We start from the raw sequence: 14,615 nt of genomic DNA, 5'->3' as shown, positions 1-14,615 counted from the left end.
CGATGAGCCTCGACAACCGGCCAGTCTACACAGGCGGCTGCCAGTGCGGTGCGGTGCGCTTCCGCGTCGAAGGCGCGCTCGGCGACGCCTCGGTCTGCCACTGCCGCATGTGCCAGAAGGCCAGCGGCAATTTCTACCTGCCGCTGGTCTCGGTGCGCGGCGCCAAGGTCGACTGGACGCGCGGCGAACCCAAGCGGTTCCGTTCCTCCAATGTCGTATGGCGCGGTTTCTGCGCCGAATGCGGCACGCCGCTGACCTTCGAGGCGCCCGACGGCATGGCTCTGGCGATCGCCGCCTTCGACGATCCGGCTGGTATCGCGCCGACCATCCAGTGGGGCACGGAAGCAAAACTGCCCTATGTGGATTCCATTCCGCGATTGCCGGGCGAGGACACGATGGCGGATATCGGCTCGGCTCCTTATCTCGCCGAGCTCGTCTCCTATCAGCATCCCGACCACGACACCGACCAATGGCCGCCGGAGGAAAGACCATGACCGAAACTGTCCGAACCGGCGGCTGCCAATGCGGCGCCGTGCGCTTCCGCATCAAGGGGGCGCTGGGACGTGCGTCCATCTGCCATTGCCGCATGTGCCAGAAACAGTTCGGCTCCTTCTTCGGCGCGCTGGTGACGGTACCTAAGGATGGCGTCGAATGGACCCATGAAGAACCAAGTTATTTCCAGTCTTCGGTCAACATCGATCGCGGCTTCTGCGCCCGTTGCGGCACGCCGCTGACCTACCGGCAGCCCGGCGGGCTCGAGATCGCCATCGGCGCCTTCGACGACCGCTCGGATCTGGCGCCGCGGATCCAGGTCAACTATGCGGCACGGCTGCCTTGGGTCGAGACGATCTTCGACCAGCCTGTCCACCAGGATCCCGATTATTACGCGCGGCAGGAGCAGATCATCTCCTTCCAACACCCCGATCACGAAACGGCCAACTGGCCGCAACAGGGCCTGAAAATATGAGCTTGCGCACCCTCTACCCGGAAATCGAACCGTTCGACTCGGGGATGCTCGATGTCGGCGACGGCCATATGGTCTATTGGGAGCGGTCGGGCACCAAGGGCGCCAAGCCGGCCGTGTTCCTGCACGGTGGACCGGGCGGCACCATTTCGTCAAAACACCGGCGGCTGTTCGACCCCAAGCTCTACGACGTCATCCTGTTCGATCAGCGCGGCTGCGGAAAATCGACGCCGAACGCCTCGCTGGAGGCCAACACGACATGGCATCTCGTTGCCGACATCGAGCGACTGCGCGAAATGGCCGGCTTCGACAATTGGCTGGTGTTCGGCGGTTCCTGGGGCTCGACGCTGGCGCTCGCCTATGCCGAGACACACCCTGATCGCGTCAGCGAACTGGTGGTGCGCGGCATCTACACGCTGACCCGCGCCGAGCTCGAATGGTACTATCAATTCGGCGTTTCGGAGATGTTCCCCGACAAATGGGAGCGTTTCCTGGCGCCGATCCCGCAGGCCGAGCGCGGCGACATGATGGCAGCCTACCGCAAGCGGCTGGTCGGGTCCGACCGAAAGGTGGAGATCGAGGCCGCCCGCGCCTGGAGCCTGTGGGAGGGCGAGACGATCACGCTGCTTCCTGAACCCGAAACCAGCGGTCCGTTTGGCGAGGACGACTATGCCGTCGCCTTCGCCCGCATCGAAAACCACTATTTCGTCCATGCCGGCTGGCTCGAGGAGGGGCAGTTGCTCCGCGATGCCGGGAAGCTCAAGGACATCCCCGGAACCATCGTCCACGGCCGCTACGACATGCCGTGCCCGGCGCGCTACGCCTGGGCGCTGCACAAGGCCTGGCCGAAGGCGGACTTTCATCTGATCGAAGGCGCCGGCCATGCCTATTCGGAGCCCGGCATCCTCGACCGGCTGATCCGCGCGACGGACAAGTTTGCGGGCAAATGACGATGAGCCGCGAGCGCCTCTATCTCTTCGACACCACGCTCCGCGACGGCCAGCAGACGCCGGGCATCGACTTTTCGGTCGAGGACAAGATCGCGATTGCCAAACTGCTCGACGAGTTCGGCTTCGACTATGTCGAAGGTGGTTATCCCGGCGCCAATCCGACCGACACTGCATTCTTCCAGCAGAAGCGCACGGCACGCGCAAAATTCGTTGCGTTCGGAATGACCAAGCGGGCTGGGGTCTCAGCCTCTAACGATCCGGGGCTGGCGGCGCTTGTCCAATCGAAATCGGACGCCATCTGCTTCGTCGCCAAGAGCTGGGACTACCATGTTCGCGTGGCGCTCGGTTGCACCAACGAGGAGAACCTCGACTCCATAAAAGTGTCCGTCGAGGCATCGGTCGCTTCGGACAAGGAAGCAATGGTCGATTGCGAGCATTTCTTCGACGGCTTCAAGGCCAATCCGGACTATGCGCTCGCTTGTGCGAAAACGGCCTACGACGCCGGTGCGCGCTGGGTGGTGCTATGCGACACGAATGGCGGCACGCAACCCTCGGAAGTGCGGGCAATCGTCGAGAAGGTCATTGCCGCCGGCATTCCGGGCGAGCAGCTCGGCATCCATGCCCATGACGACACCGGCCAGGCGGTGGCCAATTCCCTTGCCGCCGTCGAGGCCGGCGTGCGCCAGATCCAAGGCACGCTGAATGGCATCGGCGAACGTTGCGGCAACGCCAATCTGATCTCGATCGTGCCGACACTGGCGCTGAAGCCGGCTTTCGCCGACCGCTTCGAGACGGGAATCTCAGCCGAAGCGCTGACCGGCATTTCGCGCCTGTCGCGCGCTTTCGACGAATTGTTGAACCGCGCTCCGGAAGCGCAGGCGCCCTATGTCGGCTCCTCCGCCTTTGCCACCAAGGCGGGTATCCACGCTTCGGCGCTGGCCAAGGAGTCGGCGACCTATGAGCATGTGGAGCCGCAGGCCGTGGGCAACCGCCGCCGCGTCATGGTCTCCGACCAGGGCGGCAAGGCCAATTTCCTCGCAGAGTTGAAGCGGCGCGGCATCGATGTGCCGAAGGACGACCATCGGCTCGACGCCCTGATATCGGTGGTCAAGGAGCGTGAGGCCTCGGGCTACGCCTATGAGGGCGCCGACGCCTCCTTCGAACTCCTGGCGCGCAAGATGCTGCATGGCCTGCCCGAATTCTTCCACGTCACCTCGTTCCGCTGCATGATTGAACGCCGCTTCGATGCCAATGGCCAGTTGAAGACGGTGTCGGAAGCAGTGGTCAAGGTGCTGGTCGAGGGCGAGGAGAAGATGTCGGTGGCCGAGGGCCATGGCCCCGTCAACGCGCTCGACATTGCGCTGCGCAAGGATCTCGGCAGATACCAGAACGAGATCGCGGATCTCGAGCTTGCCGACTTCAAGGTGCGTATCCTCAATGGCGGCACCGAGGCCATCACCCGCGTGCTCATCGAATCGCATGACGGTACCGGTGCGCGCTGGTGGACGGTCGGGGTCTCGGAAAACATCATCGACGCCTCGTTTCAGGCGTTAATGGATTCGATCGTCTACAAGCTGATGAAGAATCGCGAGATGGCGGGGCTGGTGGCGGCGGAGTAAGTTTGAACCATCAGCGAAAGTCCATTGATCCATCAGAACTTTGCGATGGTCTTGCCAAGATTACTGGGCCATAGCGTTGGGCCATGGCCGCTGAAGCAATTACCCCCGATGCAGAATCGAAAGCCCGCCGCGGCTTCTTGCTGGCGCTGGGTGCCTATCTCTTGTGGGGGTTGCTGCCCTTCTACATGAAGGCGGTGGCGCATCTGCCGCTTGCCGAGGTGATTGCACACCGCATCGTCTGGTCGGTGCCGATTGCCGCGGCGGTCTTGGTCTGGGCCGGCCGCACGGCCGACTTCAAGGTGGCGATCCGCTCGCCCCGCACCATCGCCATGGCGGCGCTGACGGCGGCGCTGATCTCGATCAACTGGGGCATCTATGTCTGGGCGATCGCCGTCGACCGCACCGTCGAGACGGCATTGGGCTATTACATCAACCCACTGGTGAACGTTGTGGTCGGCGCACTGCTGCTCGGCGAGCGGCTCGACCGATTGCAGATCGCGGCGGTGGTGCTTGCGGCGGTCGCCGTCGCCGTGCTGACAATCGACGGCGGCAAACTGCCCTGGGTGTCGCTGGCATTGGCGTTTTCCTTCGCCGCCTACGGCTTCTTCCGCAAGACGCTGCCGATCGGTCCCAGCCAGGGCTTCCTGCTCGAAGTGCTTTTGCTGTCGGTGCCGGCGCTGGGCTACATCGTCTTCCTTATCGCCACCGGACAGGACCATTTCGTCTCCAGCAATGGCACCGACACCGCGCTGCTCATCGGCTGCGGGCCGGTGACGGCCGTGCCGCTGCTGCTGTTCGCCTTTGGCGCCAAGCTGCTGCGCCTCTCGACCATCGGCATCATGCAGTACATAGCGCCGACCATGGTGTTTCTGATTGCCGTGCTGATCTTCGACGAGCCGTTCGGCACCACGCAGGCCATCGCCTTTGCCCTGATCTGGGCGGCCCTTGCGGTCTATTCCTGGTCCATGCTGGCGACGGCGCGCCGGGCTACAGCTGTCCGAGCCGCCTGACGAAAAGATAGGTCACGCCCGCGATCAGCAGCGACGCGCCCGTGATCACCCAAAAACCCAACGGGGTGTTGACCAGCGGCAAACCGCCGACATTCATGCCGAACAGGCCTGAGATGATGGTCATCGGCAACAGCACTGCCGTCATCACCGAGAGCACGTAAAGCAGCCGGTTCGACTGCGTCGTCAGCTTGGCCATCAGCTCGTCCTGCAGCAGCCGCGTGCGCGCCTGCAACTGCTCGCCGTCATAGTGCAGTGTCTGTGCGCGGTGCGAAAGCCGCGCCGCCATGTCGTTGATCGAATCCGGCAGGTCGTTGCGGTGCGAATGGTCGAGATGGCGAAACAGGTTGGTCAGCGTCGCCATCTGCCGGTGGATGACCACCAGGTGCCGGCGTGCATCGACCAGCGCCTGCCGCTCGTTGTGCCATGCGTCGCAGACGATGCGGTCCTCAATGCCGTCGAGACTGTCGCTGAGTGCCGCGAGTTCGGTCGCCATCCCGTCGAACGACTGGCCGACGACAGCCTCGATCAGCTCGGCCGGAGAGCGGAACTTGCGCGATCCGTTCTCGATCGCCTTGCGGATGTTGTCGACCGATTGCAGCGGCTGTTTGCGGGCGCCGACCAGCATCGTGTCGTTGAGGGCGAAGCGGAAATGACCAAGCCCGCCGGCTTCCGCTGAATAATCATGACGCAGGTCCGGCAGATCGCCATAGAGCCAGTCATCCTCGAGGTCGATGTGGCAGCCATGGCTGGCGGTCAGGAAGGCTTCGCGCACCGGTGCCGGCAAGGCCTGATCGGCGCCGATCTCGTGGCGGGCGCGCATGTCGGAAAGCTGGTAGCTGCGCCATGTCCAATGCGCTGCGGCGGTATCCCTGGTCCGCACCCCCTCGGTGGTAAAGTGGTAGATGAAGAACAGACCGTGCTCATCGGGCAGGTAAGGCGACAGGTCAGTGCCTTCGGAGGGGATGGCGATGTTCATGGCGGCTTCGCCGGTCTCTGATGCGGTCGGGGTCGCGGGGGCGGCCAAGCGCGATTTCTAGCACGGCATCCCCGATTTAGTGTGACTGTTCCGTGACGGCGTGCCCGCTTACAGGACGCTGGTGATCCCGCCATCCACCAGCAGCGTCTGTCCGTTCACGAAACTGGCGGCGTCGGACGCCAGGAACACGGCAGCGCCCGCGAGTTCCCTCACTTCGCCCCAGCGCCGCATCGGCGTGCGGCCGGTCAGCCAGGCGGAGAATGTCTCGTCGGCGACCAGCGCGGCGTTGAGCTCGGTCTTGCAATAGCCCGGCGCGATGGCGTTGATACGCACGCCGTGCTGGCCCCATTCGCCGGCCATCGACTTGGTCAGCATGGTGATGGCGCCCTTGCTCGCCGCGTAGGGCGCGATCGAGGGGCGGGCGAGCACGCTCTGCACTGAGGAGACATTGATGATCGACCCCCTTTGGCGCGCGATCATGCCCTTTACGACGGCCCGGCTCACCTTGAACACGCCGTCCAGGTTGGTGGCCATCAGCGCGTCCCAGTCGGCGTCGCTGAAGGTCTCCAACGGCGCCCGTCGCTGGATGCCGGCATTGTTGACCAGGATGTCTATCGGTGCGGTGCCGGTTTCCGCCGCCGCGATTGCCTGGTCGACCGACTGGGTGTCGGTCACGTCGATCACCGCTTCCGTGATCGAATGGCCCGCGGCGCGCAACTTGTCCGCGGCCGCTTTGAGATCGTCGGCCTTGCGGCCGCCGATCGTGACGCGCGCGCCGGCGCTCGCAAGCGCCTCCGCGAAGGCGAGGCCCAGGCCACGGCTGGCGCCGGTTATGAAGGCATGCTTGCCTTCGAGGCCGAACAGTTGGCCGAGATAGTCGGTCGAATGCAATTTGCACCTTCATCGGTTGCGATTTGTCGCCCGTCAGTCAAAGGCTCGTTCGGCCCTTGGCAAGCGGCAGCGCCAGCGTGCCGCGTGGCTTGATGAGATGCAAGGCGCTTGTCGGCCTGGCGGTCCTGCTGACCACCTCGATTGTCGCGGCCGTCGGCCTCAGCGCTTCGGCCCAAATCCCGGACAGGGATTGAGTGGCACGATCGCGGCAATGTCCATCATGCCAGCCTTGACCAGTGGCAAGGTGGCGAGATGGCCGCGCACATCGGCATCGCTGCCGACCTCGAACATCATGCCGCTGCCGGGAATGTCGCCGATCTGCAGCAGGCTGCTCGGAGTAGGGAGTAGGGAGTAGGGAGTAGGGAGTAGCGAAAGTGTACGCTCCGGCACTGCAAACCTACTGCTCTACTCCCGTAACTTTACATCTTGTCGATCACCGACTGGACGCCCTCGGTCGGCGCGTCGACCGAGGAGCCGGCGACCATGATGGCGGCGACGATCGCCTCGGGATCGTTGACGACCAGCGGCTTCACACGCTGCGCGGTATGAATGAAGCCTTCCGCCGCCATGTGATCAAGCAACGCCGTCATCGGATCCCAGAATCCGTTGACATTGCCGAAGACGATCGGTTTGCGGTGATGGCCAAGTTGCGCCCAGGTCATGATCTCGACGATCTCCTCGACTGTGCCGATGCCACCAGGCAGCGCCACAAAGGCGTCGGATTTCTTGAACATCTTGTGTTTGCGCTCGTGCATGTTGTCGGTGATCGACAACTCGTCGAGCCGGTCAAGCGCGGTTTCGGTTGCTTCCTTGTTGATCAGGAAGCGCGGAATGATGCCCGTCACCTTGCCGCCGGCCTTGAGCGCGCCTTCGGCGACGGCGCCCATAATGCCTTTGGTGCCGCCGCCATAGACCAGCCGCAGGCCTGCCTTTGCAATTGAGCGTCCAAGCAGGTGGCCGGCCTTGACATAGATTTCATCGCGGCCCGGAGATGAGCCGCAATAGACGCAAACGGATCGAATCGTGTTCATGCCGATGATTGGTGATTGGGTCTGAAAGCGCGGTCAAGCCCTAGGGTTGAGAAGGCCGGGCTTTTTCTTGTCGGTCATGGCAAAACACGCTAGACCGGCGTTAGGTGGCTAAGGGGCAGGGAAATACATGGCAATCAATCCATTGAAGGCGTTCTTGTTCGCGGCGGGTGGGACCGTAGCGGCCGCGGGAACCGCCTATGTATCGGGCGCACTCGACCCGTATCTTCATCGCACACCGCCGGCGGAAGTCGCGGCGTTGACGCCGCCCGCGGCGCCGAAGCCGGCCGATCCTGGCACGGAAGGGCGCCTGCCGGCTCCGACGATGCCGGCCACGCCGGGCGCGGCACCTCAGGCGACGGCCCCGGCAGCACCTGCAACCGACGCTGCGGCGCCTGCGGCGCCCGCGACGGCGGGTCCGATCGCGCCGACTTTCGATGTCGTACGGGTCGAGAGCAACGGCTCGATCGTCGTTGCCGGCAACGCGGCGCCCAACTCGAAGGTCGAAATTCTCAACGGCGCGACGGTGATCGGCTCCACGGTTGCTGGTCCCGATGGCGCCTTTGTCATCGTGCTCGAAGACCCGCTGAAGCCCGGCGACTATACGATCGCCCTGCGTTCGACGGTTGGCGCGGTCGTGACCGCCTCGGCGCAGACCGCAGTCGTCTCGGTGCCCACGAATGCGGCTGGCCAGGTGCTGGCCATGGTCGAGGAGCCGGGCAAGCCGGCCGAACTGCTGACGGTTCCGGCATCTGAGCCAAAGCCGGCGCCGGCAACCGGCGACCAGGCTGCCGCTCCTGCTGCTGAAGCGCCCGCCGCGCCGGCGACGGCCACGCCAGCCGTGGTTGAAGCAAAACCCACTCCGGCGGCACCGGCCGCGCCCGCGGCAGCCGTGGCCGAACCAAAGATCGTGGTCGAGGCAGTCGAGATCGACGGCAACAAGATCTTTGTCGCCGGCCTCGCCGATCCGGGCCGCAAGGTGCGCGCCTACGCCAACGACATCCTGCTCGGCGACGCGCAGACCTCGTCGGACGGCCATTTCCTGGTCGAGGCGACGCGCGATATTCCGGTCGGCAGCTATACCATCCATGTCGACGGCCTCGATGCCGATGGCGTGAAGGTGGTGGCCCGCGCCGCGGTGCCCTTCGAGCGCGAACCGGGCGAGGCGGTCGCCGCCGTTGCCCCCGCCGAGACCAAGCCCACCGAGACCAAGCCCGCCGAGGCCAAGCCCGCGGCGCCCGCTGTTGCCGCCGCTGCTCCGGGCGAGACCGCGCCGGCTCCCGCCGCGCCAGCCACCGAGGCTCCGGCTAACGTCGCAGCAGCCACGCCGCCAAGCGACGTGCCCGAAATCGTGTCGCCCAAGCTCGAACATGCCGACAGCGCGATCATCATTCGGCGCAACGACACACTGTGGCGGATCTCACGGCGCGTCTATGGTCACGGCGTGCGCTACTCCACCATATACCTCGCCAACCAGGACCAGATCAGGAATCCGAACCGCATCTGGCCGGGGCAGGTGTTCAAGGTTCCGGAAAAGTCGAAGGAAGGCGAAGCCGCCGACCTCAAGGCAATGGGCGAGCAGGCGACGACCGCACCGATGAAGACGGAATAGGGATAGACCGGCAATTCCGGCGATCTACCCATCGGCCTAGCTTGCCCTGTCATCGTTCATCGTCTATCGCCGATGAACGATGACAGAATGCGTTCCCTTACCAGACCATGCCGCCTCGGCACTGCCTGGCTGCATGCCGGACAGCCGCGCTGTCGCGGCGCGGTTCGCAGCACTTTCGCATCCGGCGCGGATCGAGATACTGAGGCATCTGTCGGCCAGCAATTCCTGCTGCTGCCGTGAGGTCGTCGACCGTTTCGCTCTGGCCCAGTCGACGATCTCCCAGCATCTGAAAATATTGGTCGAGGCGGGCCTCGTCCGGTTTGAGCCCGACCGTCAGCGATCGCGCTATGCGGTCGATCGCGCGGCACTTGCCGACGTATCGGCATCGCTGGGCGCGCTCATCAATTCCTGCTGCTCCGGCCGCTGACCCTCTCACCCAAAAGGCAAGAAAAGTGGCCGAAAAAACCGTCTCCGCCGACACCTCGACACTCACGACACTGCGCAATCTCTGGCCCTATATGTGGCCGGCCGACCGCGCCGATCTCAGGGCGCGGGTGACCTGGGCGACGCTGCTGCTGGTCGTCGCCAAGGTGACGCTGGTCGCCGGTCCCTATTTCTTCAAATGGGCGACCGATGCGCTGGCGGGCGGCTTCAAAACGCCACCGCCGCTGCCATCGTTCATGCTTGCCCCGGTGATGCTGGTCATTGCCTACAATGTGCTGAGGCTCGTCCAGCTCGGCTTCAACCAGCTGCGCGATGCGCTGTTTGCCCGGGTCGGCCAGCATGCGGTTCGCCAGCTTGCCTTCCGCACCTTCGTGCACATGCATCAGCTGTCGCTGCGCTTCCACCTGGAGCGCCGCACCGGCGGCCTGTCGCGCATCATCGAGCGCGGCACCAAGGGCATCGAAACGATCGTCCGCTTCATCATGCTCAACACCGCGCCGACGATCCTCGAATTCGCGCTGACCGCGGGCATATTCGGTTTCACCTATGGCTGGAAATATGTGGCCGTGGTGGCGGTCACCGTCTGCCTCTACGTCTGGTTCACGGTCAAGGCCAGCGACTGGCGCATCTCGATCCGCCGCGACATGAACGACAGCGACACCGACGCCAACACCAAGGCAATCGACTCGCTCCTCAACTTCGAGACGGTCAAGTATTTCACCAATGAGCGCATGGAGGCCGAGCGCTTCGACCGCTCGATGGCGCGTTACGAGATCGCCGCAACCAAGACCTGGACCTCGCTCGGCTGGCTGAACTTCGGCCAGGGCTTCATCTTCGGCGTCGGCACGGTCGTCGTCATGTGCATGTCGGCGCTGGAGGTGCAGGCCGGCACCCAGAGCGTCGGCGATTTCGTTTTCATCAATGCCATGCTGGTACAGCTTTCCGTGCCGCTCAACTTCATCGGCTTCATCTATCGCGAAATCCGCCAGGGCCTCACCGACATCGAGCACATGTTCGACCTCCTCGACGTGCCGCAGGAGATCGTCGACAAGCCCAACGCCAAGCCGCTGGCGGTCAGCGCCGGCAAGGTCGAGTTCCGCGACGTCCACTTTTCCTATGATCCGAACCGCAAGATCCTGAAGGGCGTCTCCTTCGAGGTGCCGGCCGGCAAGACCGTTGCCATTGTCGGGCCGTCGGGTGCGGGCAAGTCGACCATCTCGCGGTTGCTGTTCCGCTTCTACGACGTGCAGGGTGGCCAGGTTCTGATCGACGGTCAGGACGTGAGGGACGTGACGCAGGACAGCCTGCGCGCGGTGCTCGGCATGGTGCCGCAGGACACGGTGCTGTTCAACGACACCATCGCCTACAACATCCGCTACGGCCGTGTCGGCGCCGGCGAGGAGGAGGTGCGCAAGGCCGCCGAACTCGCCCAGATCGGGCCGTTCATCGAGAAGCTGCCCGACGGCTACAAGTCGATGGTCGGCGAGCGCGGGCTGAAACTTTCCGGCGGCGAGAAGCAGCGCGTGGCGATCGCCCGCACCATCCTGAAGGCACCGCCGATCCTGATGCTCGACGAAGCGACCTCCGCACTGGACAGTCATACAGAGCAGGAGATCCAGGCCGCGCTCGACCTCGTCAGCAAGGGCCGCACCACCATCGTCATCGCCCACCGCCTGTCGACGGTGATTGCCGCCGACGAGATCATCGTGCTGAAGGACGGCCAGATCGCCGAGCGCGGCACTCATGTCGAGCTGATGCGAAAGCACGGCCTCTATGCCTCGATGTGGGACCGCCAGCGCGAGGCGACCGAAGCCGAGGAGCGGCTGCGCATTGCCCGCGAAAGCGACGAACTGGGTGTCGTCGTACGCCGGCGCACATCGGAGATGTCGTAGCTCAAAAAAGTCTCTTGACCTCAACTTAGGTTGAGATTGTAGACCGTCGCCCGAGAGCCGCAAAACAGCATCGTCGAGGACGGAATCAAATGGATATGAGCCTTACGAATCAGGATGTTAACGGCGGCAGCGTGTTCAGGGTCGACAAGTTCGTCGTGCCCGCCAATGCCCGCGATGAAATCCTCGCAAAGGTGAAGATGACGCACGAGTTGCTGCGTCTGCAGCAAGGCTTCGTCCAGGACTTTCTGCTCGAGCAATTCTCAGGACCGGGCGAATTCAACCTCGTCACCATCGTCGAATGGGAAAGCCAGGCTGCGGTCGACAACGTGGTGCCGATCGTCAAGGCTGCGCACGAGCGCATAGCCTTCAACCCGCAGGAGACGATCGCCCGGCTCGGAGTGCGAGCTGATATCGCCAATTATCAGCGCGTGCCGGGACTCTAGCCAGGCCACCCCACACCCGGTGCCGGCGCTTTAATGCCGAGCACCTTGCCGGTGCGGGCCTCGCTTGTCATATGCTCGAAGCCGCGCCACTCGGCGGCGGTGATGAACAGCGTTTTCCGGTCCGCAGCGCCCAGCATGCAGGCAAAGCAGCCGCGATCGGCGGTGACGGTCTGCAAGACGTCACCGCCTTCGCGCACCCGCACGCAGTGCTTGTTGGGAACGTCGGCATACCAGACCGCCCCGTCCGCATCGAGGCAGATGCCGTCGGGATATCCGTCGAGATCGGCCCAGGTGCGTCTGTTGGACAAGGAACCGTCGGCGGCAATGTCAAACGCGCTCAGCCGGTTGGCATGGGATTCGGCAATGATCAGCGTCTTGTTGTCCGGGGTCACCGCCATGCCGTTCGCAAAGGCGATAGTGTCCGCCACTTGCCTGACCGCGCCATCCGGTGTGACCAGCACGATGGTGCCGGGACCGAAATGCTGGCCGGCCGCCGGCGCCGGCCCGCCGCCATTGACGTAGATGTTGCCGCCCGTCGACGACGATCTCATTCCACGGGCTTTTCGACAGGCCGCGCAGGTCGGCGTGGATGACGAGCGAGCCATCGGCTTCCTGCCGCAACAGCAGGCCCTCGCGGCCTGAGACAACCAGCAGACGACCATCCGGCAGCCAGTCGATTGAGTAGGGCAGGACAGCCGGAATCGTGAGCATGATCTTGCGGCTGCCGCCGGCATCGACGGCGATGATCTCGCCGGTGCCCCAATTGCAGACCCACAGGCGTCCGTCATGCCAGCGTGGCGATTCCCCGAAGGCGAGACCTTCCATGACGATGTACGGTTTGTCGCCGGACGATATTCGCATGATCAGGAGCCTCCGTTGCGCGCGTCATCGGCCCTTGCGATGAAGCGCTTCCCACCAAGGACGGGCGAGATGAGAGTCTCCCGACAGCGGACCGCTGTATTTTCGCGCAGGAAGAACGCCGCATCGGTGTGACGTTGACGCCACAGGTGCCGGTCTGCGCAAGGGCGGCGTCGGCGCAGATAGGTTTTTCGGCCATTCTGGCTGCCTTGGCGCAGTCAAGGGATGGCTTTTGACGGCACGACAGGCATGCGACCCGGTATCCATTTCACGACACACGGAGCGCCAGGCTATCCGCGGTCACAGGCCCGCACTTGCCCGTTCATCCGCGCCGGCGATTGTCGCGTTGCGGGCAGGGGGTGTTTCGGCTATTGAGGCCGGACCTGAAACAGGGACCGCCCCCAGCCCATGAGCCTTGTCGACACGGTCAAGAACGCGTTCGTACCGATCCATCGCGAAGGCTATCCCTTCATCGCGGCGTTTGGCGCGGCGACGCTGTTCCTCGGCTATTTCTCCTCGATCCTGTTCTGGATCGGCCTGATCCTGACCGCCTGGTGCGTCTATTTCTTCCGTGACCCCGAGCGCGTCACGCCTGTTGACGATCGCCTGGTGGTAAGCCCCGCCGATGGCATCGTCTCGGCGGTCGGGCCGGCCGTGCCACCGCGCGAGCTTGGCCTCGGCAATGTCGAGATGACCCGCATCTCCGTGTTCATGAACGTCTTTTCCTGTCACGTGAACCGCTCTCCGGTGCGCGGCCGCATCGCCAGGATCGAACATCGGCCGGGAAAATTCCTCAATGCCGAGTTGGACAAGGCGAGCACGGAAAACGAGCGCAACGGCCTCGTCATCGAGAGCCCCAACGGCACGGTGGCGGCAGTCCAGATCGCCGGCCTGGTGGCGCGCCGCATTGTCTGCTGGACCGAGGCCGGCGCTTCGATCGGCACCGGCGAGCGTTTCGGCCTGATCCGCTTCGGCTCGCGCGTCGACGTGTTCCTGCCCTTGACCGCCACGCCGCGCGTCGCCGTTGGCCAGACGGCGGTCGGCGGCGAAACCGTGCTCGCCGAATTCGGCGGTGTCGCCGGCACGCCCCTCGTGCGGATTTCCTGACGGTGGGCACGCAATATAAAAAATTCGAGGCCCATGCCAGCGGCGGTCCGCGCATCCGCGAGATCCCCATGCGCATGGTGCTGCCCAATCTGGTCACCGTGCTTGCCATCTGCGCCGGCCTGTCCGGCATCCGCTTCGGCTTCGAGGGGCGTTTCGAGCCGGCGGTGGTAATGGTGCTGCTGGCCGCTTTTCTCGACGGCATTGACGGCCGCCTGGCGCGGATGCTGAAGGCGACCTCCAAATTCGGCGCGCAGATGGATTCCCTGGCCGACATCGTCAATTTCGGCGTTGCGCCGGCACTAGTGCTCTATGCCTTCCTGCTCGACCGCGCCGGCTCGCCAGGCTGGATCGCGGCACTGCTGTTTGCGATCGCTTGCGGGCTGCGGCTGGCGCGTTTCAACGTGCTCGACGACGAGAAGGCCGACCGCCCGATATGGCAGACCGAATATTTCGTCGGTGTGCCGGCGCCGGCAGGCGCCGTTCTGGTGATGCTGCCGCTCTATCTCTATTTCCTGCGGCTTGGGGTGGAGCCCAGCCGGCCGGCCGCCTTCGTCGCCACCGGCTTCACCATCCTGGTGGCCTTCCTGCTGGTCAGCCGCTTGCCAGTCTATTCAGGCAAGAGCATCAAGATCCCCGGCGACAGGGTGCTGCCGGTCATCCTCGCCGTCGTCCTCTACATTCTCTTGCTGATGACCTATCCCTGGTACACGCTGACGGCATCGGTCGCGGGCTACCTGATCTTTCTCCCATTCAGCGTGCGCGCCTACTCCAAGCGGGCCAAGCTGGAAGGCGAGAAAGTGCCGCCTTCGGACATAGGTTAG

The 14,615-nt window shown here is 64.2% G+C and carries 15 protein-coding genes and 1 pseudogene; 11 read left to right on the top strand and 5 right to left on the bottom strand.

Features of this window, described 5'->3' with window-relative positions; genetic code table 11:
* Positions 1-2: 2 nt before the first annotated feature.
* The 5 genes from FJ543_RS29250 (at position 3) to rarD (ending at position 4,543) form a co-directional block, all read left to right on the top strand.
* A complete protein-coding gene (locus tag FJ543_RS29250; RefSeq protein WP_015318547.1) occupies positions 3-494 on the top strand; it encodes a GFA family protein in 492 nt (163 codons plus the stop codon).
* The gene (locus tag FJ543_RS29245) at positions 491-967 is read left to right on the top strand and encodes a GFA family protein (protein WP_140663054.1); all 477 of its coding nucleotides are present in this window, start codon (positions 491-493) and stop codon (positions 965-967) included. The genes FJ543_RS29250 and FJ543_RS29245 overlap by 4 nt, the downstream gene beginning before the upstream one ends.
* Positions 964-1,914 carry a prolyl aminopeptidase gene (gene pip, locus FJ543_RS29240; RefSeq protein WP_140878626.1) on the top strand — a complete coding sequence of 317 codons (951 nt, stop codon included), beginning with the start codon at positions 964-966 and terminating at the stop codon, positions 1,912-1,914. The genes FJ543_RS29245 and pip overlap by 4 nt, the downstream gene beginning before the upstream one ends.
* Complete coding sequence (gene cimA / locus FJ543_RS29235) at positions 1,911-3,533, top strand: citramalate synthase (protein ID WP_181174111.1); 1,623 nt, start codon at positions 1,911-1,913, stop codon at positions 3,531-3,533. The genes pip and cimA overlap by 4 nt, the downstream gene beginning before the upstream one ends.
* A gap of 83 nt (positions 3,534-3,616) precedes the next feature.
* The gene (gene rarD, locus FJ543_RS29230; RefSeq protein WP_140878624.1) at positions 3,617-4,543 is read left to right on the top strand and encodes an EamA family transporter RarD; all 927 of its coding nucleotides are present in this window, start codon (positions 3,617-3,619) and stop codon (positions 4,541-4,543) included.
* Here the strand turns inward: rarD and FJ543_RS29225 are convergent.
* The 4 genes from FJ543_RS29225 to FJ543_RS29210 all read right to left on the bottom strand — a co-directional run bounded on the left by FJ543_RS29225 (position 4,521) and on the right by FJ543_RS29210 (position 7,441).
* Positions 4,521-5,519 (bottom strand): transporter, encoded by a 999-nt coding sequence (locus tag FJ543_RS29225; RefSeq protein WP_015318542.1) that lies wholly within the window; start codon positions 5,517-5,519, stop codon positions 4,521-4,523. The genes rarD and FJ543_RS29225 overlap by 23 nt on opposite strands.
* Positions 5,520-5,627: 108 nt before the next feature.
* Positions 5,628-6,410, bottom strand: coding sequence for a glucose 1-dehydrogenase (locus FJ543_RS29220; protein ID WP_140878623.1), 783 nt, complete (start codon positions 6,408-6,410; stop codon positions 5,628-5,630).
* A gap of 159 nt (positions 6,411-6,569) precedes the next feature.
* Positions 6,570-6,800 carry a hypothetical protein gene (locus FJ543_RS29215; RefSeq protein ID WP_140878622.1) on the bottom strand — a complete coding sequence of 77 codons (231 nt, stop codon included), beginning with the start codon at positions 6,798-6,800 and terminating at the stop codon, positions 6,570-6,572.
* Between the two features lie 29 nt (positions 6,801-6,829).
* Positions 6,830-7,441, bottom strand: coding sequence for a TIGR00730 family Rossman fold protein (locus tag FJ543_RS29210; RefSeq protein WP_140878621.1), 612 nt, complete (start codon positions 7,439-7,441; stop codon positions 6,830-6,832).
* A gap of 127 nt (positions 7,442-7,568) precedes the next feature.
* Between FJ543_RS29210 and FJ543_RS29205 the strand changes: the two genes are divergently transcribed.
* From FJ543_RS29205 to FJ543_RS29190, 4 genes are all read left to right on the top strand, one after another.
* On the top strand, positions 7,569-9,050 hold the full coding sequence (locus FJ543_RS29205) for a LysM peptidoglycan-binding domain-containing protein (RefSeq protein ID WP_140878620.1): 1,482 nt from the start codon (positions 7,569-7,571) through the stop codon (positions 9,048-9,050).
* Positions 9,051-9,183: 133 nt separating this feature from the next.
* Entirely contained in the window at positions 9,184-9,477 is a 294-nt protein-coding gene (locus FJ543_RS29200) for a metalloregulator ArsR/SmtB family transcription factor (protein ID WP_085986606.1), read from the top strand.
* A 25-nt stretch (positions 9,478-9,502) separates the two neighbouring features.
* Positions 9,503-11,386, top strand: a complete 1,884-nt coding sequence (locus tag FJ543_RS29195; protein WP_140718280.1) for an ABC transporter ATP-binding protein/permease — start codon at positions 9,503-9,505, stop codon at positions 11,384-11,386.
* 95 nt (positions 11,387-11,481) lie between these two features.
* Complete coding sequence (locus FJ543_RS29190; protein ID WP_140878619.1) at positions 11,482-11,829, top strand: antibiotic biosynthesis monooxygenase; 348 nt, start codon at positions 11,482-11,484, stop codon at positions 11,827-11,829.
* Here the strand turns inward: FJ543_RS29190 and FJ543_RS29185 are convergent.
* Positions 11,826-12,690: pseudogene (locus tag FJ543_RS29185) on the bottom strand (SMP-30/gluconolactonase/LRE family protein). The gene FJ543_RS29190 and the pseudogene FJ543_RS29185 sit on opposite strands and share 4 nt — an antisense overlap.
* Before the next feature lie 405 nt (positions 12,691-13,095).
* Here FJ543_RS29185 and FJ543_RS29180 point away from each other — a divergent pair.
* Together FJ543_RS29180 and FJ543_RS29175 are read left to right on the top strand one after the other, a co-directional pair.
* Positions 13,096-13,794 carry a phosphatidylserine decarboxylase gene (locus FJ543_RS29180; RefSeq protein ID WP_015318533.1) on the top strand — a complete coding sequence of 233 codons (699 nt, stop codon included), beginning with the start codon at positions 13,096-13,098 and terminating at the stop codon, positions 13,792-13,794.
* 74 nt (positions 13,795-13,868) lie between these two features.
* Positions 13,869-14,615, top strand: a complete 747-nt coding sequence (locus tag FJ543_RS29175; protein ID WP_224584719.1) for a phosphatidylcholine/phosphatidylserine synthase — start codon at positions 13,869-13,871, stop codon at positions 14,613-14,615.

The organism is Mesorhizobium sp. B2-5-7, assembly GCF_006440875.1.
Lineage (GTDB): Bacteria > Pseudomonadota > Alphaproteobacteria > Rhizobiales > Rhizobiaceae > Mesorhizobium > Mesorhizobium australicum.
This window is presented reverse-complemented; position numbering and strand designations above follow the sequence as displayed.

Excerpts from the sequence above, each read along its gene's own strand:
- FJ543_RS29245 (WP_140663054.1), top strand. The coding sequence starts at position 491 with ATGACCGAAACTGTCCGAACCGGCGGCTGCCAATGCGGCGCCGTGCGC.
- rarD (WP_140878624.1), top strand. The coding sequence starts at position 3,617 with ATGGCCGCTGAAGCAATTACCCCCGATGCAGAATCGAAAGCCCGCCGC.
- cimA (WP_181174111.1), top strand. The coding sequence starts at position 1,911 with ATGACGATGAGCCGCGAGCGCCTCTATCTCTTCGACACCACGCTCCGC.
- FJ543_RS29175 (WP_224584719.1), top strand. The coding sequence starts at position 13,869 with ATGGTGCTGCCCAATCTGGTCACCGTGCTTGCCATCTGCGCCGGCCTG.
- FJ543_RS29190 (WP_140878619.1), top strand. The coding sequence starts at position 11,482 with ATGAGCCTTACGAATCAGGATGTTAACGGCGGCAGCGTGTTCAGGGTC.
- FJ543_RS29210 (WP_140878621.1), bottom strand. The coding sequence starts at position 7,441 with ATGAACACGATTCGATCCGTTTGCGTCTATTGCGGCTCATCTCCGGGC.
- FJ543_RS29180 (WP_015318533.1), top strand. The coding sequence starts at position 13,096 with ATGAGCCTTGTCGACACGGTCAAGAACGCGTTCGTACCGATCCATCGC.
- FJ543_RS29200 (WP_085986606.1), top strand. The coding sequence starts at position 9,184 with ATGCCGGACAGCCGCGCTGTCGCGGCGCGGTTCGCAGCACTTTCGCAT.
- FJ543_RS29225 (WP_015318542.1), bottom strand. The coding sequence starts at position 5,519 with ATGAACATCGCCATCCCCTCCGAAGGCACTGACCTGTCGCCTTACCTG.
- FJ543_RS29205 (WP_140878620.1), top strand. The coding sequence starts at position 7,569 with ATGGCAATCAATCCATTGAAGGCGTTCTTGTTCGCGGCGGGTGGGACC.
- pip (WP_140878626.1), top strand. The coding sequence starts at position 964 with ATGAGCTTGCGCACCCTCTACCCGGAAATCGAACCGTTCGACTCGGGG.
- FJ543_RS29250 (WP_015318547.1), top strand. The coding sequence starts at position 3 with ATGAGCCTCGACAACCGGCCAGTCTACACAGGCGGCTGCCAGTGCGGT.